Source organism: Sodalis sp. RH19 (assembly GCF_047324215.1).
Lineage (GTDB): Bacteria > Pseudomonadota > Gammaproteobacteria > Enterobacterales > Enterobacteriaceae > Acerihabitans.
This window is the reverse complement of record NZ_CP178734.1, coordinates 1,017,564-1,042,316: the sequence shown is the minus strand read 5'-3', so window position 1 is coordinate 1,042,316 and position 24,753 is coordinate 1,017,564. Positions and strand designations below refer to the sequence as shown.

At 57.0% G+C, this 24,753-nt stretch carries 21 protein-coding genes; 11 read left to right on the top strand and 10 right to left on the bottom strand.

Annotation, left to right across the window (positions count from 1 at the left end; translation table 11 throughout):
• Positions 1–74: 74 nt before the first annotated feature.
• From speB to ACL2XF_RS04650, 5 genes are all read right to left on the bottom strand, one after another.
• On the bottom strand, positions 75–1,115 hold the full coding sequence (gene speB / locus ACL2XF_RS04670) for an agmatinase (RefSeq protein WP_410014581.1): 1,041 nt from the start codon (positions 1,113–1,115) through the stop codon (positions 75–77).
• An 84-nt stretch (positions 1,116–1,199) separates the two neighbouring features.
• Positions 1,200–1,967, bottom strand: coding sequence for an ABC transporter ATP-binding protein (locus ACL2XF_RS04665; protein ID WP_410014580.1), 768 nt, complete (start codon positions 1,965–1,967; stop codon positions 1,200–1,202).
• A 28-nt stretch (positions 1,968–1,995) separates the two neighbouring features.
• Positions 1,996–2,709, bottom strand: a complete 714-nt coding sequence (locus tag ACL2XF_RS04660) for an ABC transporter permease (RefSeq protein WP_413728123.1) — start codon at positions 2,707–2,709, stop codon at positions 1,996–1,998.
• Positions 2,706–3,392 (bottom strand): ABC transporter permease, encoded by a 687-nt coding sequence (locus ACL2XF_RS04655; RefSeq protein WP_413728767.1) that lies wholly within the window; start codon positions 3,390–3,392, stop codon positions 2,706–2,708. The genes ACL2XF_RS04660 and ACL2XF_RS04655 overlap by 4 nt, the downstream gene beginning before the upstream one ends.
• 27 nt (positions 3,393–3,419) lie before the next feature.
• Positions 3,420–4,163, bottom strand: a complete 744-nt coding sequence (locus ACL2XF_RS04650) for a transporter substrate-binding domain-containing protein (protein WP_413728122.1) — start codon at positions 4,161–4,163, stop codon at positions 3,420–3,422.
• 635 nt (positions 4,164–4,798) lie between these two features.
• On the opposite strand from ACL2XF_RS04650, the gene ACL2XF_RS04645 reads away from it, so the two are divergent.
• From ACL2XF_RS04645 to ACL2XF_RS04620, 6 genes are all read left to right on the top strand, one after another.
• The gene (locus ACL2XF_RS04645; protein ID WP_413728121.1) at positions 4,799–5,875 is read left to right on the top strand and encodes a LacI family DNA-binding transcriptional regulator; all 1,077 of its coding nucleotides are present in this window, start codon (positions 4,799–4,801) and stop codon (positions 5,873–5,875) included.
• Positions 5,876–5,959: 84 nt separating this feature from the next.
• Positions 5,960–6,910 (top strand): ABC transporter substrate-binding protein, encoded by a 951-nt coding sequence (locus ACL2XF_RS04640; protein WP_410014576.1) that lies wholly within the window; start codon positions 5,960–5,962, stop codon positions 6,908–6,910.
• A 60-nt stretch (positions 6,911–6,970) separates the two neighbouring features.
• Positions 6,971–8,500: a sugar ABC transporter ATP-binding protein gene (locus ACL2XF_RS04635; protein WP_413728120.1), complete on the top strand. Its 1,530-nt coding sequence runs from the start codon at positions 6,971–6,973 to the stop codon at positions 8,498–8,500.
• Position 8,501: 1 nt separating this feature from the next.
• Complete coding sequence (locus ACL2XF_RS04630) at positions 8,502–9,521, top strand: ABC transporter permease subunit (RefSeq protein ID WP_410014574.1); 1,020 nt, start codon at positions 8,502–8,504, stop codon at positions 9,519–9,521.
• A 75-nt stretch (positions 9,522–9,596) separates the two neighbouring features.
• Positions 9,597–10,964, top strand: coding sequence for a hypothetical protein (locus ACL2XF_RS04625; protein ID WP_413723129.1), 1,368 nt, complete (start codon positions 9,597–9,599; stop codon positions 10,962–10,964).
• A complete protein-coding gene (locus tag ACL2XF_RS04620; protein ID WP_410014572.1) occupies positions 10,964–11,890 on the top strand; it encodes a carbohydrate kinase family protein in 927 nt (308 codons plus the stop codon). Before ACL2XF_RS04625 ends, ACL2XF_RS04620 begins: the two co-directional genes overlap by 1 nt.
• 209 nt (positions 11,891–12,099) lie before the next feature.
• Here the strand turns inward: ACL2XF_RS04620 and ACL2XF_RS04615 are convergent, their stop codons facing one another.
• Positions 12,100–13,308, bottom strand: coding sequence for an aldose 1-epimerase family protein (locus ACL2XF_RS04615; RefSeq protein ID WP_410014571.1), 1,209 nt, complete (start codon positions 13,306–13,308; stop codon positions 12,100–12,102).
• Between the two features lie 706 nt (positions 13,309–14,014).
• Complete coding sequence (katG, locus tag ACL2XF_RS04610) at positions 14,015–16,225, bottom strand: catalase/peroxidase HPI (RefSeq protein WP_413728119.1); 2,211 nt, start codon at positions 16,223–16,225, stop codon at positions 14,015–14,017.
• A gap of 322 nt (positions 16,226–16,547) precedes the next feature.
• Between katG and ACL2XF_RS04605 the strand changes: the two genes are divergently transcribed.
• Entirely contained in the window at positions 16,548–17,207 is a 660-nt protein-coding gene (locus ACL2XF_RS04605) for a GntR family transcriptional regulator (protein ID WP_410014569.1), read from the top strand.
• Between the two features lie 61 nt (positions 17,208–17,268).
• Here ACL2XF_RS04605 and ACL2XF_RS04600 read toward each other — a convergent pair whose 3' ends face one another.
• Positions 17,269–18,384 carry a hypothetical protein gene (locus ACL2XF_RS04600; RefSeq protein ID WP_410014568.1) on the bottom strand — a complete coding sequence of 372 codons (1,116 nt, stop codon included), beginning with the start codon at positions 18,382–18,384 and terminating at the stop codon, positions 17,269–17,271.
• Between the two features lie 192 nt (positions 18,385–18,576).
• On the opposite strand from ACL2XF_RS04600, the gene ACL2XF_RS04595 reads away from it, so the two are divergent.
• The 3 genes from ACL2XF_RS04595 (at position 18,577) to ACL2XF_RS04585 (ending at position 22,063) form a co-directional block, all read left to right on the top strand.
• The gene (locus tag ACL2XF_RS04595; RefSeq protein WP_410014567.1) at positions 18,577–19,791 is read left to right on the top strand and encodes a CaiB/BaiF CoA transferase family protein; all 1,215 of its coding nucleotides are present in this window, start codon (positions 18,577–18,579) and stop codon (positions 19,789–19,791) included.
• Entirely contained in the window at positions 19,784–20,578 is a 795-nt protein-coding gene (locus ACL2XF_RS04590) for an enoyl-CoA hydratase/isomerase family protein (protein ID WP_410014566.1), read from the top strand. The genes ACL2XF_RS04595 and ACL2XF_RS04590 overlap by 8 nt, the downstream gene beginning before the upstream one ends.
• Positions 20,579–20,701: 123 nt before the next feature.
• The gene (locus ACL2XF_RS04585; protein WP_410014565.1) at positions 20,702–22,063 is read left to right on the top strand and encodes an MFS transporter; all 1,362 of its coding nucleotides are present in this window, start codon (positions 20,702–20,704) and stop codon (positions 22,061–22,063) included.
• 151 nt (positions 22,064–22,214) lie between these two features.
• On the opposite strand, the gene ACL2XF_RS04580 is transcribed toward ACL2XF_RS04585, so the two are convergent.
• On the bottom strand, positions 22,215–23,087 hold the full coding sequence (locus ACL2XF_RS04580) for a LysR substrate-binding domain-containing protein (protein WP_410014564.1): 873 nt from the start codon (positions 23,085–23,087) through the stop codon (positions 22,215–22,217).
• Between the two features lie 139 nt (positions 23,088–23,226).
• Here ACL2XF_RS04580 and ACL2XF_RS04575 point away from each other — a divergent pair, with 139 nt between their 5' ends.
• Complete coding sequence (locus ACL2XF_RS04575) at positions 23,227–24,000, top strand: SDR family NAD(P)-dependent oxidoreductase (RefSeq protein ID WP_410014563.1); 774 nt, start codon at positions 23,227–23,229, stop codon at positions 23,998–24,000.
• Between the two features lie 148 nt (positions 24,001–24,148).
• On the opposite strand, the gene ACL2XF_RS04570 is transcribed toward ACL2XF_RS04575, so the two are convergent.
• The gene (locus ACL2XF_RS04570) at positions 24,149–24,721 is read right to left on the bottom strand and encodes an SDR family NAD(P)-dependent oxidoreductase (protein ID WP_410014562.1); all 573 of its coding nucleotides are present in this window, start codon (positions 24,719–24,721) and stop codon (positions 24,149–24,151) included.
• Positions 24,722–24,753: the final 32 nt, after the last annotated feature.

Sequence of the window (24,753 nt, the reverse complement as noted above, 5' to 3'; positions counted from 1 at the left end):
TGCCCGTATGAAAAAATCATCCCTATAACAGCCGGTAACCGCGCCTTAGCGTGCGGGAACCAGCCTCATTATTCTCAGCGTTTGGCCAGCGCGATAAGACAAAGCTCGGTGAACAGCACCTGAGCTGTGATTTGTGCGGTGTTCGAGGTGGCATCGTACTGAGGCGCCACTTCCACGACGTCTGCGCCGACGATATTCATGCCGGCCATCGAACGCAGGATTTGTTGTACCTCGCGCGGCGTCAGGCCGCCAACTTCGGGCGTCCCTGTGCCCGGGGCGTAACCGGGGTCAACCGAATCAATATCAAAGGAGATATACACCGGACGATCGCCTATCACTCCTTTGATTTTCTCGATGGCATAGGCGGTGCCTTTTTCCAGGATATCTTCACCATAAATTACGGTCATGCCGGACTCGAGGGAAAACTCGCCGTGGTAGGTGCCGCCGCCGCGGATACCGATTTGCACGCATCGCTCCGGGTCCAGCACGCCGTCCAGCACCGCCTGGCGGAACGGTCCGCCGTGGTGGTATTTCGTGCCGTAAGCACCGGACGTATCGCAGTGGGCATCAAAATGCACACAGGCTACCGGCTGCTTTTTACCTACCGCTCGCAGAATGGAATAGGTAATGGAATGATCGCCGCCGACGGTAAGCGGAACCACTCCCGCATCCATCACGCGCAGATAATAGTTTTCAATATCCTGGTGACATTGTTCCAGGCTGCGCGGATTGGTGAAGGCCACATCCCCAACGTCCATCACCTTGAGTACGCCGGCCGGGGCAATATTCAGAATGCGATCGTAAGGCCCTACGCGGCTGACCGAGCGCACCGCCTGCGGACCAAAACGGCAGCCGGGACGGTCGCCGGCGCCCAGATCCATGGGAACGCCGATGATAGCGACATCCAGGCCGGCGAACTGTTGCTGGTAAGCGCCTGCGTCATAGGCCAGGTTGAGGAAGGTCGCCGGGTCGGCCAACGGCCACCGGCTGTGGCCGGGAGCGCGACTGGCCTCCAGCACTTTTCCCGCGGCGGCGAAATCCGGATTATAAATTTTGCCGTCTTCAATATGATTGCCAAATTTTTCGATCAGTTGTGTCAATTTTTCCTGGTTCATAACAGCCTCTTTCGGGATATACCGACGCAGGGGTGTCGCCAGCCCTACGCCAAACAGATGTTTACACGCCCCGTGGGTGACGCGTTATTTCAAATTACCGCTGAGAAAACATTGCAGCCGTTCGCTTTGGGGATGGGTCAGCACTTCCTGTGGCCGTCCCTGCTCTTCAATTTTTCCCTGGTGCAGGAACAACACCTGGTTTGAGACATGCCGGGCAAAGCCCATCTCATGGGTGACGACGATCATGGTGCGGCCTTCCTCCGCCAACAGTTGCATGACCTTGAGCACCTCACCCACCAATTCCGGGTCCAGGGCGGAGGTTGGCTCGTCAAACAGCATAATGTCGGGTTCCATGGCCAGCGCCCGGGCAATGGCCACGCGCTGCTGTTGGCCGCCGGATAAATGCGAAGGATATTTGTTGGCCATTTGCATCGGTAAGCCCACTTTATCCAGATAAAGTTTAGCCCGTTCATAGGCATCCTTTTTTTGCATACCCAGAACATTGACGGGGGCGAGCATAATATTTTCCAGCGCGGTAAGATGGTTCCATAAATTAAAATGCTGGAACACCATGCTCAGGCGAGTACGGATCTTTTGCAGTATTTTGCCGTCGGCGACTTGCATCCGGCCTTGACGGTCTTTAATTGTTTTTATCAATTTACCGTCAAAAAATATCGCACCGTCATCCGGCCGCTCTAAAAAATTAATACAACGCAGTAGCGTACTTTTGCCCGAACCGCTGGCGCCGATCAGACTGACGACATCACCGGCCTTGGCGCGCAGTGATACGCCACGCAATACCAGATTATCGCCATAACTTTTACTAAAATTATCAACAAAGAGCTTTTCCAATGCCTTGTCCTGTCAAAATAAAAATGTTTTATGTATTCATCGGGCGCATAAATGCCAGCCAGCGACGCTCACCCAGGCGGAATAATGTAATCAGGGCGCATGAAGCCATTAAATAAATCAGTGCCGCAATGCCATAAGCCTGAAAGGAAATATACGTCTCAGCATTGACATCCCCCGCCACTTTCAGCACATCAGGCACCGTGGCCGTAAAGGCTATGGCCGTCGCGTGTAACATCAGGATGACTTCATTACTGTAGTAAGGTAAAGCGCGCCGCAGCGCGGAGGGTAGAATAATGGTTCGGTACAGCATATGCCGGCTCATGCCAAATGCCCGCGCCGCTTCAATCTCACCTGGGGAAATAGAGCGGATGGCTCCGGCAAATACTTCTGTGGTAAATGCCGTGGTATTTAAGCCCAGCGCCAGTATGGCGCAATAAAAACCATTGCGGAAAAAATCATTTAACAGCGGCTGATCGTGCACCCATTGCAAACTGTAGACGCCGGTGTAAATAATCAACAGCTGAATATACAGCGGCGTGCCGCGAAAAACATAGGTAAAACACCATACCGGCACTGAGAAATATTTTATTTTTGAGGCACGCATAATAGATAATGGTAGCGAAAATGAAAACCCCATCAGCAGCGAGGCAACCAATAACCAGAGGGTTATTACCAAACCGGAATATTGGTAGCCATCATGCCAGATATAGGCTTTCCAATAAGTTTGCAGAATTTCAATCATAATCCCGCCTCCCTCACGCCAAGCTCATAACGTTTACTCAAGAGCGCAATCACCACGCCGGATATGCTGGTGACCAGTAAATAGAACAACGCGGCAATCACCAGATAGAAAAAGAGTTGCCCGGATCCTTTACCGACCTCCTGGGCCGCTTTGGTAATATCCGACAGGCCGATTATCGATACCAATGCGGTGGCCTTGACCAGAATAAGCCAGTTATTGCTTAACCCGGGCAGGGCAAAACGCATCATCTGGGGAAACATAATCAAACGAAAACTCTGCCAGCCACCCATGCCGAATGCCTTGGCCGCCTCCATTTGGCCGGCAGGCACCGCCATAATGGAACCGCGAAAGGTCTCGGTGAAATAGGCGCCATAGATAAAACCCAGGGTAATCACGCCGGCGCCAAAGGGATTAATATCGATCTGTTGCCAGCCAAAGGCGTCGGTGGCGTTATTAAGCCCCATTTGCAGGCTGTAAAATACCAGCAGCATAATGGCCAAATCAGGGATACTACGAATGACCGTGGTGTAGAGAGTGGCAATACCGCGCAAGACCAGGCTACCGGATAACTTGGCTACCGCGCCCGCCAGTCCGAGCAGCATTGCCACCGCCAGTGAAGCCAGGGATAGACGGACGGTCATGCCGATACCGGCGAGCAACATATCGCTATAGCCCTGTGGGATCATAAATACCTCGTTTCGCCGGTAATGTTATTGGCCGTAAATATCGATGCTGGGCGGAAAGTATTTGCGGGCTATTTTCTGATAGGTGCCGTCGGCATGCAGTTCCTTTAACGCCTGGTTAATATTGTCGGCCAGCTGTTGGTTATTTTTGTCGACGGCGATAGCCGATTCACCGGTGCCCAGCAGCGGATCCTCGATGGCGTTGCCGGCAAAGCGATAGCCTTTTCCCTTATCCGTGGACAAGAAGCCCAGTTCCCCCTGCACTTCACCGGTAAGCACGGCATCCAGCCGGCCGGAACGAAGGTCGCTATAGGCCAGATCCTGATTGCTATAAGAGATCACTTTTACTCCCGCCGGCGCCCACACTTTTTTAGCAAAAGATTCTACGTTGGTGCCCTGCTCGACACCGACGCTTTTACCGGCCAGACTCGCGGTATCCGCACTGAATCCGGCATCGTCCCTGGCAATAAGACGCGAATGCCCGACATGGACTTTATTGGTGAATAAAAGCTGCTTTTTACGCGCTTCGGTAACGCCGATAGAAGCGAGAATTGCGTCAAATTTTCGCGATTTTAAGGCCGGGATCATGGTAGATATTTCCGTTTCCACCCACTGGCACTTTTTTTGCAATTTGGCGCAGATGGCATTGCCCAGCTCTATTTCGAAACCGGTCATCTGACCGTCGCTGCCGCGATACTCAAAGGGCGCGTAGCCTAATGCCGTGCCGAATCTCAGGATATTATTATCTTGCGCCCAGACAGAGGCGCTCAACAGCGAACACATTAATACTAGTAAAGCGCCTGTGTGTTTCTTACCCGAAAAATTCATAATGCCTCAACCTTTATATTTAATGAGTAATAAAAAACAGCATATAATTTAATTTACCATGCGCTTCGAGCACGGTTAAATATTGCAATCACTATGCCAGCTTTTTTATTTTATAAAATTAAACAAAAACGTTTACTTAACCCTATGAATTATCATTGATTTAAATTAATAAATTAAATTTTCCATGCAACCAATGTCACGATGAATAAAATCTTTTTATTACTGATTTCTTTTTACTATAAAAGAATTTTATTATAAAAATCACCTCCACGACCGCCTGCACTTAATATGTGCGCACCTGCACTTAAATAGCGCCGCTTTTGGTTAATTTCATTTTTAACTTTTTCAAATAACACCATTTCCTTAGCGTTGCGGTGGGTAGCTCACCGCTCGCGGCGCGGATACGCGCCTGGACCACAGTATCCTCAGGCAGTCGTGGCCGCCACATCGCGTTACCCTGGGTATAAAAGCGCCGAAAACGAGATTTTGCTCACTGAAAACGGCTAACTAAACGTTTAGCTTAACAACATAAACGTTTAGGTCGGTATTAAAACCGCCATTGAGACCAGAAAATGCCCATGCGAAAAGTCACTATGCGGGACATCAGCCAAGCCACGGGTTTATCCATGTTTACGGTATCCAAGGCGCTTAACGGCGGTGAAGGCGTGTCGGAGGAGAGCCGCAACATGATCCTGCGGACGGCGCGGGAACTGGGTTATGTTCCCAATCGGGCGGCGCAGGAATTGCGCCGGTCCAGCCGGGATTCGGTGGCGGTGATCACCGCCCACGCGTCAAACTCTTATTACCTCAACCTGATGTCCGGCATCCAGCAAACGCTGCGGCCCTCGAACTGGACGGTGGTGGTGGGCGATGTCGCGGTGGACGGCGTGTACGATCCCTGCCTTGAAGACCGGATGATCAAGCGGCTTATCGAGTCACGCATGGCCGGCGTGATTGCCACGCTGACGCTGAGCCCCGACAACATCAGGCTGCTGGAAACATGGGGGATCCCCATTGTTTTTGTTGACTCGGCCCCCCTGGGTGAAAACAGCCATCCCAGCGTCACCACCGATAACTATAACGCCAGCCTGCTGGTGGGAGACCATCTGGCCTGGCACGGCTATCGCGAATGGCTGTTCCTGATCTATCCGGAAAAATGGACCACGCGCTTTGAGCGCGAACGCGGCATACGCGAAGCGGCCCGCCGCCATGACGCCCGGCTGGTGGTGCTGGAAACCGATAACGACACGCACTCGGCATATGCCATGCTCGGACAGTACCTGGAACAAACCGCGCGGCTGCCGGACGTGCTGATTGCCGGCAACAACCCCTTGCTGCTGGGGGCGTTAAAACTCCTGCAGGACCGCCGGATCGCCATTCCCGCCGACATGGCGCTGGTCGGCTATGACGAATTCGACTGGGCGCCGCTGCTTAACCCACCACTTACCACCCTGAACGAACACAGCGAAGAGATCGGCCGGCGCGCGGCCGAAATGCTGGTGGCGCTGATCGGTGAGCAAACCGGGCCGCAAAACGCGACGCCCTTGCCCGTATTCCGGCGCGAGTATCAACAGCAGGTACCGGCGGAGCTTATCGTCCGCCAGTCCTGCGGCTGCGGTTTTCCCGCCGCGTCCAAAAAGAAAGAAGAGTCGTAACCGGGCAACGCCTTTGCAGGATGTCCCGGCGCGCTGTACCTACACCTGTGCTATCCAACAATACGTGAAGTGAAGGGGAATCGAATGAAAATAATCCATAAAACATGTCTGTCCGTGGCCGTCGCCGCCGTGGTCGCCGCCACGCTCAGCCTGGCGCCCGCGGTCCAGGCGCAGGCCGCGCCGAAAAAGATCGCCCGCATCGGGTTAATGGTCCAGGACATGTCGAATCCATTTTTTTCCGCCATGACCAAAGGCGGCAAAAAAATGGCCGGCGAGATCGGCGCGACGCTGAACGTCCAGGACGCCCAGCTGGATCTGTCCAACCAGAATACCCAGATCGACGCTTTTATTCAGCAGGGGGTGGATCTGATCGTGATTTCCGCTGTGGATGAATCCGGTATCGAGCCGGCTATCGAACGGGCCAAAGCCGCCGGCATCATTGTGATTGCAGTGGATACCCCGGCCAAAGGGGCGGACGCCGCCGTTATGACCAACGCCGTGCAGGCCGGGGAAAAGTCCTGTGACTACTTATTTACCCAAATGGGCGGCAAGGGGGAAGTACTACTGGTGGACGGTACGCCTATCCAGACCATTATAGATCGCATTAAGGGCTGTAAAAACGTCGCCCAAAAATACCCCGGCATCAAGATTGTCGGGCAACAGTCTTCCCGCAACGACCGGGCCTCCGGACTGGCGGTGACCACCGATATGCTGACCGCCCACCCCGACGTCACCGGTATTTTCGGCATGAACGACCCCTCAGCCCTGGGCGCCGTGCTGGCGGTGGAACAGGCGGGCAAGGCGGGAGGTATTAAGGTCACAGGCGTCGACGGCAGCCCGGAGGCAGTGGACGAGCTCAAGCGATCAGGCTCGCCCTTTATCGGCACCGCCACGCAGAATCCGGGGGAAATGGTGCACCAGGCCATTAAGATTGCCCAGGATATCGCGGCTGGCAAACCGGTTGCCGCGCGCACCGTTCTTATTCCCAGCGTGCTGGTCACGCGCGACAACGTGGCCGGCTACCCGGGCTGGTAAGCGGCGAAACATCAACACGGGCGGGATGGGCGACGCGGCCTATTCCGCAGGGTGAGGACGATGGCTGACAGAACGGCACACCCCCTTTTACAGCTTGAGGGGATCTCGAAACGCTATGGCGCCACGCTGGCGCTAAATGATGTCCGCTTCGAATTGCGGGCCGGGGAAGTCCACGCCCTGATGGGCGAGAACGGCGCGGGCAAGTCGACGCTGATGAAGATCCTGGCCGGCAATGTGGCGCGCGATAGCGGTCGCATCCTGATCGACGGTAATGCTATCGCTATCCGATCGCCGCGCGATGCGCGCAGCAACGGCATCGCCATCATCCACCAGGAGCTTAACACGGTGCCGGATATGACGGTGGCCGAAAACCTGGCGCTGGGCCAGGAGCCACTGACCCGCCTGGGGTGGCTGGATCGGGAACGGATGTACCGGGAGGCACGGCAAAAACTGGAGCGCATCCAGGCGGATATTGATCCCCGCCAGCCGCTCGGTGCGCTGAGCATCGGCCGGCAGCAGATGGTGGAGATTGCCCGCGCCGTCAGCGAGGATGCGCGCGTCCTGGTGCTTGACGAGCCGACGGCCGCCCTGTCCCGCACTGAAGCGCAGGCGCTCTACGGTATCATTAACCAAATGAGCCGCGCGGGCGTGGGCATGATTTACATCTCGCATCGTATGGAGGAAGTCTGGCAGTTGGCGCATCGCGTCACGGTGTTTCGCGACGGCGGCTGGGTGGGCACCCGGGACATGCGCGATATCTCTCCCGCCGAGGTGGTGCGCATGATGGTGGGGCGGCAAATCATTGATCTTTATCAACATGACGCCCGCGTGCCCGGGGAGGTACTACTGGGTGTGACCGGCCTGGCGGGGGATAAGGTCGGTCCGGTGACTTTTCAGGTACGGGCCGGTGAGGTGGTGTGCATGGCCGGGCTTATCGGCTCGGGGCGGACCGAAATCGGCCGCCTGCTGTTCGGCGCCGACCCGCGCACGGCGGGTACGGTGCGTCTGGCGGGACGGGAAAGCGCCCCCGCCGATCCAACCGCCGCGATTGCCGATGGGATCGGCATGGTATCCGAGGATCGCAAGGCGCAGGGGCTGTTTCTGGACCATTCCGTTGAGCGCAATATCGCGCTCAGCTCGCTTGACCGCTACGTCACCGCCGGCGTGATCAGGCAGGGCGCCGTGCGCGCCGCCGTTACCCAACAGATGGCCCGGCTGCGGCTGCGGCTCAACGCACTCGACCTGCCGGTAAAGGACTTATCCGGCGGCAACCAGCAAAAGGCGGCGCTGGCGCGCTGGCTGCTGCGCGATTCCCGGCTGCTGATCCTTGACGAGCCCACCCGCGGGGTCGACATCGGGGCCAAGCGGGAAATTTATGAGCTTATCGATCAGCTGGCCCGGGCCGGAAAAGCGGTGCTGGTGATTTCATCCGATTTACCCGAAGCCATCGGTATCAGCGATCGGCTTCTCGTGATGCGTAACGGACGCATCGTCCATGAAATGTCCTCGGCAACGGCGACGGAAGAGATCGTGATGCTTCACGCCACGGGGACGTTTGCCGGTCAGCCGGAAGAAAGTGAAGGTGGGTAATATGAACAAAGAGAATCCTGTTTCCGCAACGCCGGCCGCCCGGGCGCCGTTTGATTTTGCCCGCTGGTGGGATCGGGTGGGAATTCTGATGGTGTTGCTGGCGCTGGTGCTACTGATGTCGCTGTTCGCCCCGAATTTCAATCGGGTGGACAATCTGCTGAATATCGCCCGCTCCATATCCGTGAACGCGATCCTGGCGGCGGGACTGACTTTTGTGATCCTGACCGGCGGGATTGATTTGTCCGTCGGCTCTATTGTCGCCGTCTCAGGCGTAGTGTCCGTGGTGGCGGCCATGGCCGGCTGGCCGGCGCCGGTGGCGATTCTCGCCGGCACCCTCGCCGGAGCCGCCTGCGGGCTTATCAACGGCACGCTGACGGCCTACCTGTCGCTGGCGCCGTTTATTGTTACCCTGGGCACCATGACATTTTTACGCGGACTGGCCTACACCATCACCGAAGGCCAGCCCATTGTGTCAAGCAGCCTGAGCTTTCGCGAACTTGGCAACGGCTACCTGGCCGGCATCCCGATCCCGGTGATCATCATGGCCGTGGTGTATGTGCTGGCGTGGTTTATCCTGGAGCGCACCCGCTACGGGCGCCACCTGTACGCGGTGGGCGGCAATGCCCAGGCGGCGCGCCTGGCCGGGGTGCGAGTCAATCGCATTACCACCTCCGTGTATGTTATTGCCGGCATCTGCTCGGGCCTGGCGGGTATTATCTTTGCGGCGCGGGTTATCTCGGCCCAGCCCACGGCGGGCACCGGTTATGAACTGGACGCCATCGCCGCGGTGGTGCTGGGGGGCACTAGCCTGTCGGGCGGACGCGGACGAATTATCGGCACGCTGATCGGCTCCATTATTCTTGGCGTGCTGAGCACCGGGCTTATCCTCCTCAGCGTCCCCTTCTTCACCCAGCTACTGATCAAAGGAATCGTTATTATCCTGGCGGTGGCCATCGACGGGCTTAAACAGCGCCCGGAGCTGTTCACCTTCTGGCGCCGGCAAAAAACCCCGCCGTCATAACGCCGCCTGGATGTTCCCTTACTCAGTCCGCTGTCGCGGCAGCGGACTCTATGCCTCTTGTTATGGAGACCCTGCATGTCAGATACCATTACCGTCACGGATCCGCTTTCCGGGCAGCGGGTGCATGAACCCGTGATATTCGCCATCGAACGGGATGTTGCCGGCGACCTGTGGCTGGCCGCCACCGACAGTGGCGAGCCGGTGCTCTGCCAGCGGCTCGCCGCCGGTTCAGGCCATGGCCGCACCCGCTTTATCGCTACCGTCAGCTTTACCGGCCGGCTTCGTTTCACCCTCGAGCGGCCCTGTACGGCGGTGGAAGCCGCGCGGTTCGGCGGTATTCAGCCGCTGCCCGGCAAAGAAATTGACTGTTTCGCGCGCCTCGATACCGGCGCCTTCGATCTTGAACTGTGCCGCGGCACCGCCCAGGGGGCGGGTTCATCGAAGTGGGGCATCCGCCATTTCCGCGCCGCCGGGGATGGTTTTGAGTTGCTGCCGTCCGGGAATAACGCCATCGGCGGGTTTTATGGCCCCTTTTTCACTCCGGAAAACGGGCTGATCAACCCCCCCGAACATACCACGGTGGCCATTGAAACCGTGGAATGCGGACCGGTACTGCATCATTACCGCATGCATGGGGTGATCCCCGACGGTCTGCTGCCGGAATTACGCGGCAAGCGCTTTAGCATCGACTGGCAATTTTTTTATAAAACACCCTTCTTTCAGCGCCGCTACCGGGTCGATAGCTTCCAGACCGAGATCAACGGCCGCTCGGTAACCGATAAAATCACTGTCGGCGATGAGTTTGAAGGCGGCCCGGGACAGCTGGTATTTGATCGCTTCGCCGCCTACGGTGGAACGCGCTATCGCGCCGGCGATCCCTACGCCGGGGAACTGGTGGCGATGGTGGCCGATACGGTGGCCAACTCAGCGAATCACAGCCCGAAATTTGAAGAGTTCCGCGCCCGGCTGGCGGATATGGCGTCGGCCCACTGGGATCTCTACTGGCGCCTGTTCTGCGCCTGGGAAAACGTGCTCGACGAAGACGAACTGCGGGACAGGCTGGCCCGGGTAAGAGCCCGCGCGCACGTCAGCGCCGATCTGAATGACCGCCCCTGGGTCTTGACGGACCAGGCGGTGGATGTCTCCGCCATGGCGCATGAAACGATTTTCCCGGGACCGGCCAGCAAAACGGTGGAATACCACCAGGACGCGTGCCGCGCCATGGTCTGGTGGACTTCACGCCCCTCCGGCGCCTTTCAAATTGTGCAGCGCCGCCAGTCCGGCTGGGTGAACTGGGGCAGCAACGGCGAGAATGAATGCCCGGAACTGCCGACCGGGGTGGCGATCAAAACCGCTTACGGTCATTTCGCCGCATGCTGGATGCAAGTTGCCGACCAGCTTGAAACACCGCCGGTGGTCACGGTGGGTGAAGGAGAACGCTGATGATTTTATGTTGCGGCGAAGCGCTGATAGATATGTTGCCCCGCGTTACCGCGGGCGGGGAAGCCGCCTTTCTTCCCTGCCCCGGCGGCGCGGCGTTCAATACCGCGATAGCCCTTGGGCGGCTCGGGGTGCCGACGGGGTTGTTCTCCGGTCTGTCATCCGATTTTATGGGCGGGATACTGCGCGACGCCCTGTCGCGCGCCAATGTCGATGGCACGCATGCGGCCTGCTCCGCGCTCCCGACCACGCTGGCGTTTGCGCAATTGGTTGAGGGCCAGGCGCGCTATACCTTCTATGACGAGAATACCGCGGGCCGCATGCTGACGGAAAGCGATCTGCCGGCCACGCAAGAGGCGACCGCCCTGCTGTTCGGTGGCATTAGCCTGATCGCCGAGCCTTGCGGCAGCGTCTATGAAGCCCTGATGGCGCGTGACGCGCCGCAACGGGTGATGTTCCTCGACCCGAATATCCGCGCCAACTTCATCGCCGACCGGGAGACCTATCTTGCCCGCCTGCAACGCATGATGGCCCTGGCGGATATCGTCAAACTCTCCGACGAGGATTTAGCCTGGTTCGGGGAAAGCGGCAGCGACGAGGAGATTGCCGGCCGCTGGCTGGCGCGCGGTCCAAGCCTGATGGTCATCACCCGCGGCGCTGCCGGCGCCGACGCCTATTCGGCCGCCGCCAGGGTGCATATTCCGGGGGTCAAGGTACCCGTGGTGGATACGGTGGGAGCCGGAGATACGGTAAATGCCGGGATACTGGCCAGCCTGCACGCCCAGGGGTTGCTGACCAAGGCGGCCATTGCCGGACTGAACGAGGAGCAGATGCGCGCCGCGCTGGCGCTCGGGGTTGGCGCGGCCGCGATTACCGTGTCGCGCGCGGGGGCGAATCCGCCTTGGGCTGATGAAGTTGTCGCGTGGTGACACGGCGCCGCGGGGAATGGCCCAGCGTGCGGGACGCATCGTGGCGCTGGCAGGAAAAGCCTCATCTTCGTTTAACCGACTTAGCATGCTGGCATGGCACGAAAAAATCATGCCCGGCCCCCTGATATGCCTGCTCCGCAAACGCTGATACCGCAATCCCTGTCATTGTGCTCCCGGATTTGGACTTCCGGGAGCATTAGCCTGGCGATTTACTCCTTCGCTATCGGCACGGCGTTTTCATCGATTTTGGTCTCGCCCTGAATAGCCGCAATCTTCTTCTCAACGTCTGCGACCTGCTCTTTGCCGTGCAGTAATGTATAGGTCAGATCAAACTGGGTGCTGGCTCCCGGCTGCAGTTGCTTAACGCGTTTTTGCTCACGCTCGATGGTGACCGGGTAAGCATAGCTGGTGCCTGGTTCGATACCCGTTACATACCCCTGTTTTACCGTATCGGTATTCTTCCATAACGTCAGCACGGGTAACTGACGGGTATCGAACTGGATGGATGCGCCCTGATCTCCCTCTTTGTTCACGACTGCCGCCAGTGATTGGTGGTTCTGGTCGGATAGCGGCCTGATGTTAAAAACCATTTCATCAAACCCTTTGGTCGGACCGGCAAAGGTTTGCCATGTCTTCAGTCCGTCTTTGGCATAATCGTTAAACGGACTGATACTGGCCATCGGCGCCAGGAAGCGCGCGCCGTTTTCCAGAATCGGCGCGCCGAAATTGCTGTGATAGATAATCTGGTAATCGTGGGGATAATCCGCATGGTTGGTTAAGACGTCATGCAGGCTGAAACTGTTGCTACCGGGCACATAGCGCAGTTCGGTCATGGTCTGCAAATCGGCTTTCTTGAAGGTGCTTTCCTTGATCAGGCCACGAATATGAATTTCATAGGGCGCCGTATCCGCCACCTCCACTTCCACCTGTGAGGCCGGGGTGTTGCCCGCTTTACCATGCAGCGTGTAGATTTGACCGTCTGCGGTAACCGGATGACCGGTCCATTCATAGCCACAGCGGACTATCATTTCATTAAAACCTTCCAGCCAGCCCACCCCATTGCGGCTTTCCAGATTGATAAACGCCGGGTTGACCACCTCTTTGACGGGGGAATCCCAGCCCATTTTCGAACCGAAGCCTTCAACCCGCAGCAGGTTCATCCCGCGGGTTGGACTCAGGGTAATGGTGAGGCCATCTTTGCTGCTGATGACAATCACTTTGCTGCCTTCTTGTTTACCGCCATGCAGCACTTTCTGTTCAATGCTGAACGTCTTATCCTTTACCTTCAGCTCTGTGCTTGAAATCTTCCAGTTTCCCTTTTCAGCGCCCACTTCAGCACTTGTCAGCACCCAGGTTTTAGCCGCGGCATGACCCGAAATCATGACTGCAAGTACCGTTAAAGCCAGTTTAGTTTTCATTTCTCTTCCCTTTTGCTGAATCGATTATTGTTTTGCCTAAGAAAATCTACCGGCAAGCAGGTTAAAGAAATGTGATGAGCTTCACCTGATAGAAAAGTGAACTAAAAATGCGATAAAAATGGGGTTCATATCGCAATAATAATGAAATAACATCGATGCATTACTTTATATTTGCGTTATACAACAACATTTGCTTTATCGTTTCAGCTAAATTATTACTGATGTGGCCCGGACGTGTGCGCCGGGTAGAAATGACGAGGCGTTAACCAAAAGCGGGTCAGGGATGGTTTAGGCTGAAACTGACGCACAGGTGTTTCTCCTCCCGGGAAAACTAACGGGCGCAAAGACTGGGAAGCCCGGCGCCGTTTTCCCCTGTCAGGCGCCCTTTTGTGCCGGCTGACGAATCGGGCTTTGATTCGCCAGCCGTAAGCCTTGTAGGCACAGGAACTTCTGTGAGGTTTATCGGCAATGCGGAAAAACAAGGTGCCATTTCTGGTCAGCCGATAAACGTAGCGCCAGGCCGCAGGTCTTGTCAGCCAGCATAAGCCGGTTATTCTTCAGGCGCATGATAGGCACTCACCCGTCTTCCGGCCCGCTTACGGGCACAGGCTCTTTTCGCATCACCAGACATAGAAAAGCCCGCGTCAGTTCCCTGAAACGGGCTTTTTACCAGGCGATCTCTATCGTTGCTGCCGGTCAACAATTTTTATAAGTCGAATCGATCCAGATTCATCACCTTCGTCCAGGCCGCGACAAAGTCTTTAACAAACTTTTCTTTGGCATCACTGCTGGCGTAAACCTCTGCTGATGCGCGTAATACGGCATTAGAGCCAAATACCAGGTCGGCGCGCGTTGCACTGTATTTGACCTCGCCACTGGCGCGATAGCGCCCCTCGAATCGTTCACCTGAGGAGTCGATGGCTCTCCATTCAATGGCCATATCCAGTAGATTTACAAAGAAGTCAGTATTAAGTTCACCCAGGTTATTTGTAAACACGCCAAGCTGGCTGCCATCGTAGTTTGTTCCAAGCGCCCGTAAACCCCCGATGAGCACCGTTAATTCCGGCACGGTGAGGGTAAGCTGCTGTGCCTTGTCGATCAGGAGATCCTCAGTCGATGTACTGTCGAAAACACCGCGATAGTTACGGAAACCATCCGCTTTTGGTTTAAGCAATTCGAACATGGCGATATCAGTCTGATCCTGGCGGGCATCCACACGACCTGGGGTGAAAGGCACATCAATCTCAACGCCGGCCGCTTTCGCCGCCCGTTCTACACCGACCACGCCGGCCAGCACGATCACATCCGCCAGGGAAGCTTTTTGCAATGACTGCTGAATGGCTTCCAGCGTGGGCAGGACGCGGGCGGCAATGACGTTCACGTCCCATTCTCTTTGCGGTAGCAGCGCCAGCCGTGCCCCGTTTGCGCCGCCCCGTTTGTCGCCGCCGCGGAAGGTTGATGCCGAAGCCCATGCCACCGAGGCCAGTTCACCGGCGCTCAGGCCGGATGCGGCAATTTTTTCTTTCAGCAGTGCGATATCGGCGCTGGTCGGGTGATATACCGGCAGCGGCAGCGGATCCTGCCAGATTAAGTCTTCTTTTGGCACCTCGGGCCCGATATAACGCGCCTTGGGTCCCATATCCCTGTGAGTCAGCTTGTACCACGCCCGGGCAAAGGCTTCGTTGAAAGCCTGGGGATCGTCATGGAAACGACGCGCTATCTTTTCAAACTCCGGATCGAAACGAAGCGTCAGATCGGTGACCAGCATGGTGGGTTTGCGTTTTTTTTCGGCATCAAAGGCATCAGGAATACTCTGCGGCGCATTGACCGCTTCAAACTGGATAGCGCCCGCCGGACTGCGCGTCTGTACCCACTCATATTTAAACAGATTTTCGAAGAAGTTATGGCTCCACTGCGTCGGCGTCTGCGACCAGATCACTTCCAGACCGGAGGTGATGGCATCAGCCCCGGCACCCGAGCCAAAACTGCTCGCCCAGCCCAGGCCTTGCGCTTCAATAGGCGCGGTTTCAGGGTCAACGCCGACATGGCTGGCGGGACCTGCGCCATGCGTTTTGCCCAGCGTATGGCCGCCGGCGATTAACGCAACGGTCTCTTCATCGTTCATCCCCATATTGCCGAAGGTGGCGCGGATAGCCGGGGCGGCCGAGGCGGGATCACCACTGTGGTTGGGGCCTTCGGGATTGACGTAAATCAGCCCCATTTCCGTTGCGCCCAGCGGTGATTGCGCCAGCGATTCAGGATGGCGGTGTTCAAGCCAGGTTGTCTCGCCGCCCCAGTTCACGTCCAGATCGGGTTCCCATACGTCTTCGCGCCCGGCACCAAAGCCAAAGGTACGGAAACCGGAGTTTTCCAGAGCGACGTTGCCCGCAAGGATATAGAGGTCGGCCCAGGAAATTTTTTGCCCGTATTTTTGCTTCACCGGCCACAGCAAACGGCGCGCCTTGTCGAGGCTGACATTATCTGGCCAGGAGTTCAACGGTGCGAAGCGCTGCTGGCCGCGTCCCGAGCCGCCGCGCCCGTCGACGGCGCGATAAGTCCCGGCGCTATGCCACGCCAAGCGGATGAAAAGACCGATATAACTGCCCCAGTCGGCGGGCCACCAGGGTTGCGACTCAGTGAGCAGCGCTTTCAGGTCGGCTTTGAGCGCGGAGTAATCTAATTTGGCGAATTCCTGGCGGTAATCAAAGGATTCGTCCAACGGGTTAGAGCGGGTTGAGTGCTGATTCAGGAGGTCGACTCTGAGCTGGTTAGGCCACCAGTCCCGATTATGTGTCCCTCCGCCGGATGCCTTATTGGAATTTCCTTCATGAAAAGGGCATTTACTCTCTGATGCTTCTCTTTCTGCTTCAACAATCGGCTTTGCGTCTTTTGCTTCTTCATCAATCGAATTGCTCATGACCATACTCCTTTTATGTATTCTCATTGCTACTCTATACGCGGACTTAACCCAGTCACACCTGTATTACCCTATGTATTTGATAGACCTCTCCATAGGATTACAGCGTTCATTCTTTGGTGTTAATCATGCAAGCGTTCTTTCCCTGCGCCTATATTGCCAGTTAATGGCAAAGGGATTCCCTGCCAGAGACGCAAAATAAGAAAAGCCCAGGCGGATTGATAAATATTGATCAGGGCGGCTTGTTGCCAATATGTTAAATTGCCAGTAAGTAGTATAAGTGTTAGGATATTATATATTTTGTATAATCCGTAGAGGCCCTATGCTGCAGCACGAGAGCATCAGCCATAAAGTTTATGAGCTGCTAAAGCAGGAGATCATTTCCAATCAGCTTAAATCCGGTGAGCGGCTTATCGTTAAAAATCTGAGCGTACGGTTTGGCGTCAGCGGCATACCCGTGAGGGAAGCGCTGTTTCGTCTCGCCGCAGAAAAACTCATTTTACTGGAGCATAACAAAGGATTCCGGGTGGCGGATAAACCCGACGCCCGGGATATTGCCCAGTGGCAGCAGGCGCGCCTGCTGATTGAGCCTGCCATAGCCGACATGGTCCTTACGAATATTACGCCGGATGAAATCGCTTATCTTCGCCAGCTCAATGATTCCATGCGTACCCACCATTATGGCCCCCGGTATGAACAGTACAGTTATTTCATTAATCTTAATGCCGAATTTCATAAGCACATTGTCATTGCGTCACGTAATGATTTAATTATCGAGATGTACGCCACCCTGAACTATGGACCGCAGGTGGGCCGCTTTCACGAGGAGCGCGGCGTGCCTGACCTGCAACTGTTGTGCGATGAGCATGATGAGATTATCGATGCCATAGAGCGGCGGGACGCGGAAATGTATCGCAGTAAATCAGCGGACCACATCATCCTGGGCTTTGACCGCCAAATCTCATACAGCACAGCCCGATAAAACGCGCCCTTTAGTTTCCCTAACGCTGCCGGGCGGGCGTAGGGATAAATCCGCATATTCCTCAGGGCAGGTAGCGCCCGTGGTTTTCCCGGATGGCGTCGAAGATATCCCCGGCCTGTTTTCCGCTAACCAGGCCATCGCGGACGATGGCGGATGAACTGTCTTGGAACGGGATGTAGCCGTGATACTTTGGCCGGACATAGGCATTGGCAACGGTTGAAAACGTGTTGCGGAAAAAGTTGCCCGTCAGTTCGTTGGCATGGTGATCATGCCATGCCCGGACATTGGCGGGCTGTCCGCCGTTTTCAACCACCAGCGTGGACTGTACGCGTTCTGACACATACCGCATGATGTGGTCGATAAGACCAGGCGTTAGCCCGCAATGCACGGAAATCGCCAGCCCGGTCCCGCCCAAAATGGATCCACGCATAGCCGGTTCGCCGCAGTGGGGAATGTCAACGAAGCTGACGGGCCTGCCGTCGTCAGGCGTGGCGTAATTGACATAACCGAAAATGGCGGGACACAGGTCAACACGTCCCTGAGCCATTTCATCCAGCAACCCGATGGGGTTAAGATCAACCAGCCCGGGCTGCTGAGAGGAATAAATCTCCCTCATAAATGTCAGCGCCTGGGCCGCCACCGCCTTATCCAGGACAAAATCATTGCCCAAAAAAAGCGTGCCCCCCAGCGACAGGCTAATGGCATAAAATGTCAAAAGCGCATGAGGTCCGCCCAACGACAGCGCCACCCGTCCCGGGTTTAACCGGCTCAAACGCAGGACTTCCTGCCAGGTGTCCGGCTGGGCCGAGGCGGCCTGCCCGGCCAGCGCGCAAACCTGGGCGGCGGCATCAATGGGAATGGCCCAGTGCCGGCCGTAATACTGGTAACTGTCAAAAGAGGGACCTACGCTGCTGTTACGCAGGAAGGATAACTGCGCCTCGCTTAGAAACGCCTCCAGGGGACGTAAACAGCCTTTCTCCGCCGCTTCACCGATGCCGGGATTATCGACAATCAGGAAATCATATCTCTCGGCGAGCTCATCAATGGGATGGGACTCAAAACCTTCCAGTTTCTGGACAGCCCAGTCCACCTTTACCGCACCGTCTTCTCGCGCCCACGCCTGAAGAGGCCGGTGGCCGCGCGGATGATCCCAGGTTAACCCTTTGAATGTTTTCATTATAATTCCTTTATTAATTAATAAGATACCAAACACTGACCCTGATTCTATCGGTTAGCACGCATAGAAATTTCGATCATCATCACACTTTTTTAAATATTATATATAATATCTAATAAATTTCGCCTAAATTATTTCCATCAATCATCCCCGCCCCGGATGGCGGCGTTTCTGAGAGCAAGAGGTCGTTTTATGTCAATTCTTAAAGGGTATCGGGTACTTGACTGTTCAATTGCGATGGCCGGGCCGTTTGCGGCGCTGCGCATGGGGGATATGGGCGCCGATGTGATTAAAGTCGAGCCGACCTCCGGCGAATGGCAACGCCACACGTCGGCCGGCGCCGCATTTGGAAACGTCATCAACACGTCGTTTCTGTCCCTGAACCGTAACAAGCGCAGCCTGGCCGTGAACCTGAAAGATGAAGAGGGCAAGGCGCTGTTGTATAAGCTGGTTAAAACAGCGGATGTCTTTATTCAAAACTATCGCCCGGGTGTCGCTGCGCGTCTGGGCGTGGACTATGAAACCCTGAAAAAAATAAAACCGGATTTAGTGTATGTTTCAATGTCCGGCTACGGGGAAACCGGTCCCTATTCAAAACGCCCGGGCCAGGATTTACTGTTGCAGTCGCTCAGCGGCGCCATGCTCAGTACCGGTGCGGCCGGTACCCCGCCCCAACCTTCCGGCCAGTACGTGGTCGACGCCATTACCGCGTATACCGCATTTGAAGGGGCGCTGGCGGCGCTCCTTCACCGTGAACGTACCGGCGAAGGCCAGTTGGTCCAGGTCAACATGCTGGATGCGATCATCGCCAACCAGATGCAGGAAATGACCGTATTCACGCAGGGCCGCAAACCGCAGCGCCGCAGCGAAGAACCGCACGGGCACTGTTATATCCGCGCGCCGTATGGTGTGTTTAAAACGGCCGACAGCTATATCACCCTGGTGACGCCGCACCTGCCCACGCTCGGCAAAATCCTCGACGTGCCTGAATTCGACACCATGGAAGATGAAGTCGACGGGCATACATTGCCTCAGCGCGATTTCATTTTCCGGGTGACCCGCGAAAAACTGCGGGAGCGCACCACCAAAGAATGGCGGGCCGCTTTTGATGCGGAAGGACTGTGGAGCAGTGAGGTCTACGGTTATGAAGACGTGGTGCAAGATCCGCAGGTCATTCACAACGAAACCTTCGTCGAATACGACCATCCGAGCGAAGGGAAAGTGAAGACGCCGGGCTTCGCCATTAAATTCAGCAAAACCCCCTCTTCCATCTATCGCCCGACGCCGTTTGTCGGCCAGCATACGGATGAAATCCTGGCCGAACTGGGCTTCACTGAGCAGCAAATCGCCGCCCTGAAGGAAACCGGCACGGTCATCCGCACCAATGGAGAGAAAATCGATGGCTGAGTTCGACTTTGAAATTGATCCCAACGTGCAGTTTACGTTGGCGGACAGCGTCGCCATTATCGCGCTGAATCGCCCGGAAAAACTGAACGCCGTCACCCCCGCCATGTCGGTCGCCATCACGAAACTTGCTTCATGGTGTAACGAAGCGCCTGACGTCCGCGTGGTGGTACTGACGGCAAACGGCCCTAAAGCCTTCTGCTGCGGCAGCGATATCAAAGAGCTGGATTCTTACCCGTCTCCGTGGATCCACCGTATGAAACACGATCACTGCGACGCGATGGCGGAAATCACCAAACCCACGATCTGCGCGATTAACGGTTACGCCCTCGGGGGCGGCCTGGAGCTGGCTTTGTGCTGTGATATCCGCGTCAGCACCCGTAATGCCCTTTTTGGCGCGCCGGAAATCAAGTTGGGCTGGGTCGGCGGCGGCGGTATGGCGGTGTACCTGAATAAAACCATCGGCGCGTCCCGCGCGTCGCGCATGCTTTACACCGGCGATCCGGTTGACGCCGCCACCGGACTGGCATGGGGCATCGTTGATGAATTGTTTGAATCGGCCGAAGCGATGATGGCGTCGGTGAAAGCGCTGGCCTCCACTATTGCGTCACGCCCGCCGATTGCGGCCCAGACGGCGAAGCTGAACATGCGCGCCGCGGTCAATATGCCGCTCGACCAGGCTGTTCGCTACGAGCGCGACCTGCGTACCCTATGCTTTTACACCGACGATGCACGGGAAGGTAAAGCCGCGTTTAAAGAAAAACGCACGCCGCATTTCAAAGGGGAATAACGCCTCACTATCCGGTGTCCGTGTTTAGCGGACCCCTTTTACAGCTGAACATCTTATTATCAAACACCCTAATCATCTTTGGTGATGAGGAATAACTATAGCCACAGAACAGGGGAAAACCCTATGAGTCACGCAAAACATCCATCTATGAAAGGGGTAGCAGCCGCCTCCCTGGTCGGCTCTGCGCTGGAATGGTTTGATTATTTCCTTTACGGCACGGCGGCAGCGCTGGTTTTTAATGAAATCATGTTCCCCAAGGGGCATGCAGTTGTGTCTACGTTATTGGCCTTCTCCACACTTGCCCTCGGATTTTTCGTCCGCCCCTTTGGCGCCGTCTATTTTGGCCAATTGGGGGATAAAATCGGCCGGAAAAAAGTGCTGGTGATTACATTATTAATAATGGGGATTGCGACCACGCTGATTGGTTTTGTGCCGACCTATGATTCCGTGGGCCTTTGGGCTCCGGCGATGCTCGTGACCTTGCGGCTGATTCAGGGTTTTGGCGCGGGAGCGGAGTTTGGCGGCGCGGCTATCCTCAGCGCGGAAAGCGCACCACCGCATCGCCGGGGATTTTATTCGTCTTTCCCGGGAGTGGGCGTATATATCGGTCTGTTGCTATCGGCAGGTACGTTTGCTGTACTCACCCAACTGCCAAAAGAGATATTTTTAGCCTGGGCATGGCGGGTGCCGTTTTTGTTCAGCTCTGTGCTGGTGGTCATTGCACTGTTAATTCGTATGAAGGTTTCCGAAACATCAGCGTTTGAGAAACTGTCGACAACCGAGGCCGTCAGCAAGAGCCCGCTGCGTGATCTTGTCCGCACTGAGCGCAGGAGCCTGCTTGTGGTCGCCGGCTCCCAGGTGGCGCAGAGCGGCGTAAGTTATGTCTATCAGACTTTTGTCATTACCTATATCGTCGGCACCCTGCATATGGCATCGTCCGTGGGGCCGATAGCGGTTGCCATCGCGGCAGGCGTAGCCATGTGCACCACGCCGATGTTCGGCGCGATGTCTGACCGGTTTGGGCGCCGCGCCATCTACATGTTCGGCGCCGTTTTTTCAGCTGTCTTCGCCTTCCCCTTTTTCTGGCTGGTGAATACCGGGACCACCTGGGGAGTCATCATCGCCATGACGCTCGGTGTCGGTGTCGGCGTTGCCGCCATGCTCGGCACCCAGGGATCGTTTTTCTCGGAAGTTTTCCCATCGAAAGTGCGCTTTAGCGGATTGTCCCTTGGTCGCGAAATCAGCGCATCCTTGTCAGGCGGCATTGCGCCCTTAGCCGCCGTCGTCCTGTCCAGCATGGCGGGTGGCGCGTCCTGGCCTGTCGCCTGCCTGGCCGTTGCCATGAGTTTGGTTACCGTTGTCGCCGTGGCCTGTGCGCCTGAAACGCATAAATTGGATCTCACTGAATTTACCGATAGTGGAAGCCATGCGCCAGATAATGAAGTCCACGCCGTGGACGCGCGCTATGAGCAGGCCCGGCATTGAAAAAAAATTCACATCCGGGTCTCTTCATTACGGCGCCTCACGGCGCCGTATTCATACTTATTAGCCAGCGGCATAGTGCCGGGCATAGTGCCGGCATAGTGCCGCCATTGAACTCCCTGGGCGCCGCTGGAATCCATCGGCCACTGACCGATCACCCCAGCCGTTGAAGCGCGAGTTCCACAAACCGGCGCAGCTTGGCCGTCATGCGCCGGTCGGCCAGATGAACGAGAGCCAGCGGCCATGCCGGCGTGGCGGTATCGCGCAGCAGCCTGACCAGACGCCCCGCGGCCAGGTCAGCGGCTATTTCGAAATCCGCCAGCAGCGCCACGCCTAAACCCTCCCGCGCCGCCGACAACAATGCGGCGCCGTTATCGGCGACCAAGCGGCCCGATACCTGGACTGGCGGCATGCCGGCGAATTGCCAGCGGTTGCGCGGCGCGCCCTCCCGGAACAGCAGACACGCATGTTGTGCCAGGTCAGCGGGGGTTAGCGGTACGCCATGCTTCGCCAGATAATCGGGCGCGGCACAAACCTGCCTGAAGCAAGGGCGCAGTGACCGCGCAATCAACCCGCTATCCGGCAGGTCGCCGAATCGGAATGCGGCCTCTATGCCCTCCTCGGTCAGGTCAACGATCCGGTCGGTTAGCCGCAGGTCGACCTCCACGTCCGGGTAGAGCCTGAGGTAATCGTGAATGAGCGGCGTGACGACATGGGTGCCGAACGACACAGTGGCGCTAACCCGCAAGCGCCCGGTGGGGCTGCCATGGCGTTCCCGCGCCGCATCTTCCGCCGTCTCGACGCGGGCGAGCACGTCTAAACAGTCGGCGAGGAAGGCCTGTCCCACCTCCGTCAGGTTTTGCCGGCGGGTGGTGCGCTGGATAAGCCTGGTTCCGAGCCGGCGTTCCAAATCCTGAATATGATTCGCCACCATGGTGGGGGACAACCCGCAGACCTTGGCTGCCGCGCTAAAGCTGCCCTTTTGCGCCACGCGGACAAACACGGCCATGCTCTCAAGTCGGTCCATTTCACACTCCTGGTTGGGTCTGTTCGCAGAATTAAGCGGATTATCCAAATGAAAGTGCTCAATTATAGTTCTTGTCTGGGGATTCCGGCGCGGTTGCGCCGATAAATCGTATGAGTAAGACAGCGCAAGGAGAAATGACATGGGCAGGCTTGAGCATAAGGTGGCGTTGATCACGGGCGGCGCGCGCGGACAAGGCGAGGCGGAAGCGCGTTTATTTGTTCAGGAGGGCGCGCGCGTATTCCTTTGCGACGTGCTGGAGGAGGAAGGCCAGGCGCGCGCCGCAGAGATGGGGGCGGGTGCCAGCTTTGCGCGCCTTGACGTGACTGATGCCGGCGCCTGGCAGCGGGTGGTGGCCGAGATCGAGGCACGGACAGGCCGGCTCGACATTCTTATTAACAACGCCGGCGCCAATGTTCGCCATGCCCTCACCCATACGACGCGGGAGGAATGGGAGCGCATGTTGAACGTCAACCTTACCGGGCAGTTTCTCGGCATACAGGCGTGCGCACCCCTGATGAAGCACGGCGGCGGCGGCAGTATTGTCAACCTGGGATCCACCGCCGGCATTATGGGCCATCCGGTCGCTGGCTATTCCACGTCAAAGTGGGGCGTGCGCGGCCTGACCAAATCGGCGGCGATCGAGCTCGCCCCCGCCAACATCCGTGTTAACGCGCTCCATCCCGGCGTCATAGCCACGCCGATGATGGACCCGGCCGGTCCGCTATTTCGCGCGCTGGTCGAGCTGACACCGCTGGGCCGCGCGGGCCGTCCCGAGGAGATGGCAGAAGTGGTTCTGTTTCTCGCCAGCGATGCCGCCAGCTTTATCACCGGCATCGATCTCGCCGCCGATGGCGGCTTCAGCGAACTGGGCACTTACGGCGCGGTGTGGAAGCACCTCCACGCCGCAACCTGACGGACTTTATGGCGCGTTCCATATCAAGCACCGCCGGCATATAGAGGAACGTCCAATGGCGATTGACCACCTACGCCGTTATTTGCTGGCGTGCGCAGACGCCGACCCGGGCCGCGCATCCGCCGCCATTAAGGACAGGTTATTTCCCTTAGCCGATATCGGTTGACTGCGACAGCGCCTGCCATTCGTGCGCGCTGCGGCGAAGCTCGTCTGCGCGCGCCATCAGTGTCTCGAAGGCGTTCGTCCCCGCAGCCCATCGCACCGGCGGCGTTTTATCTTCGGCAAGCCTGACCACGGCCTGGCCAAATTTAACCGGATCTCCGTCCTGGTTATGGTTCGTATTGGCGAGGGCCCCGCGCTTGGCTTGACTCGACTGTTGATAATCATCAACCACGCGATCGCCGAACCTGACCGAGGTTGACTCGAGAAAATCAGTGCGAAAAGGACCCGGATGGATGCAGGTTGCCCTGATCCCGAAAGGTTCAAGTTCGATGCTCAGGGATTCGGACCAGCCCGCGACGGCAAACTTCGTCGCGCAGTAAATGGATGCGCCGTCGAATCCGGTGATGCCGCAGGTCGAAGAGACGGTAATAACATGGCCGGAACGTTGTGCCCGCATTAAGGGCAGCACTGCCCGCGTGACATTGAACACACCGAACCAGCGAGGCGCGGAGGTGGCAAAGCTTGCGCATTTGCGGCAGCGGCCCTTGCCGTCCGCCATCACGCTGGGGGATGGCGGGGCCAAACCCGGCC

Coding starts and splice junctions, on each gene's coding strand:
- speB (WP_410014581.1), bottom strand. CDS start 1,115: ATGAACCAGGAAAAATTGACACAACTGATCGAAAAATTTGGCAATCAT.
- ACL2XF_RS04660 (WP_413728123.1), bottom strand. CDS start 2,709: ATGATTGAAATTCTGCAAACTTATTGGAAAGCCTATATCTGGCATGAT.
- ACL2XF_RS04645 (WP_413728121.1), top strand. CDS start 4,799: ATGCGAAAAGTCACTATGCGGGACATCAGCCAAGCCACGGGTTTATCC.
- ACL2XF_RS04640 (WP_410014576.1), top strand. CDS start 5,960: ATGAAAATAATCCATAAAACATGTCTGTCCGTGGCCGTCGCCGCCGTG.
- ACL2XF_RS04635 (WP_413728120.1), top strand. CDS start 6,971: ATGGCTGACAGAACGGCACACCCCCTTTTACAGCTTGAGGGGATCTCG.
- ACL2XF_RS04630 (WP_410014574.1), top strand. CDS start 8,502: ATGAACAAAGAGAATCCTGTTTCCGCAACGCCGGCCGCCCGGGCGCCG.
- ACL2XF_RS04625 (WP_413723129.1), top strand. CDS start 9,597: ATGTCAGATACCATTACCGTCACGGATCCGCTTTCCGGGCAGCGGGTG.
- ACL2XF_RS04620 (WP_410014572.1), top strand. CDS start 10,964: ATGATTTTATGTTGCGGCGAAGCGCTGATAGATATGTTGCCCCGCGTT.
- ACL2XF_RS04615 (WP_410014571.1), bottom strand. CDS start 13,308: ATGAAAACTAAACTGGCTTTAACGGTACTTGCAGTCATGATTTCGGGT.
- katG (WP_413728119.1), bottom strand. CDS start 16,225: ATGAGCAATTCGATTGATGAAGAAGCAAAAGACGCAAAGCCGATTGTT.
- ACL2XF_RS04605 (WP_410014569.1), top strand. CDS start 16,548: ATGCTGCAGCACGAGAGCATCAGCCATAAAGTTTATGAGCTGCTAAAG.
- ACL2XF_RS04600 (WP_410014568.1), bottom strand. CDS start 18,384: ATGAAAACATTCAAAGGGTTAACCTGGGATCATCCGCGCGGCCACCGG.
- ACL2XF_RS04595 (WP_410014567.1), top strand. CDS start 18,577: ATGTCAATTCTTAAAGGGTATCGGGTACTTGACTGTTCAATTGCGATG.
- ACL2XF_RS04590 (WP_410014566.1), top strand. CDS start 19,784: ATGGCTGAGTTCGACTTTGAAATTGATCCCAACGTGCAGTTTACGTTG.
- ACL2XF_RS04585 (WP_410014565.1), top strand. CDS start 20,702: ATGAGTCACGCAAAACATCCATCTATGAAAGGGGTAGCAGCCGCCTCC.
- ACL2XF_RS04580 (WP_410014564.1), bottom strand. CDS start 23,087: ATGGACCGACTTGAGAGCATGGCCGTGTTTGTCCGCGTGGCGCAAAAG.
- ACL2XF_RS04575 (WP_410014563.1), top strand. CDS start 23,227: ATGGGCAGGCTTGAGCATAAGGTGGCGTTGATCACGGGCGGCGCGCGC.
- ACL2XF_RS04570 (WP_410014562.1), bottom strand. CDS start 24,721: ATGGCGGACGGCAAGGGCCGCTGCCGCAAATGCGCAAGCTTTGCCACC.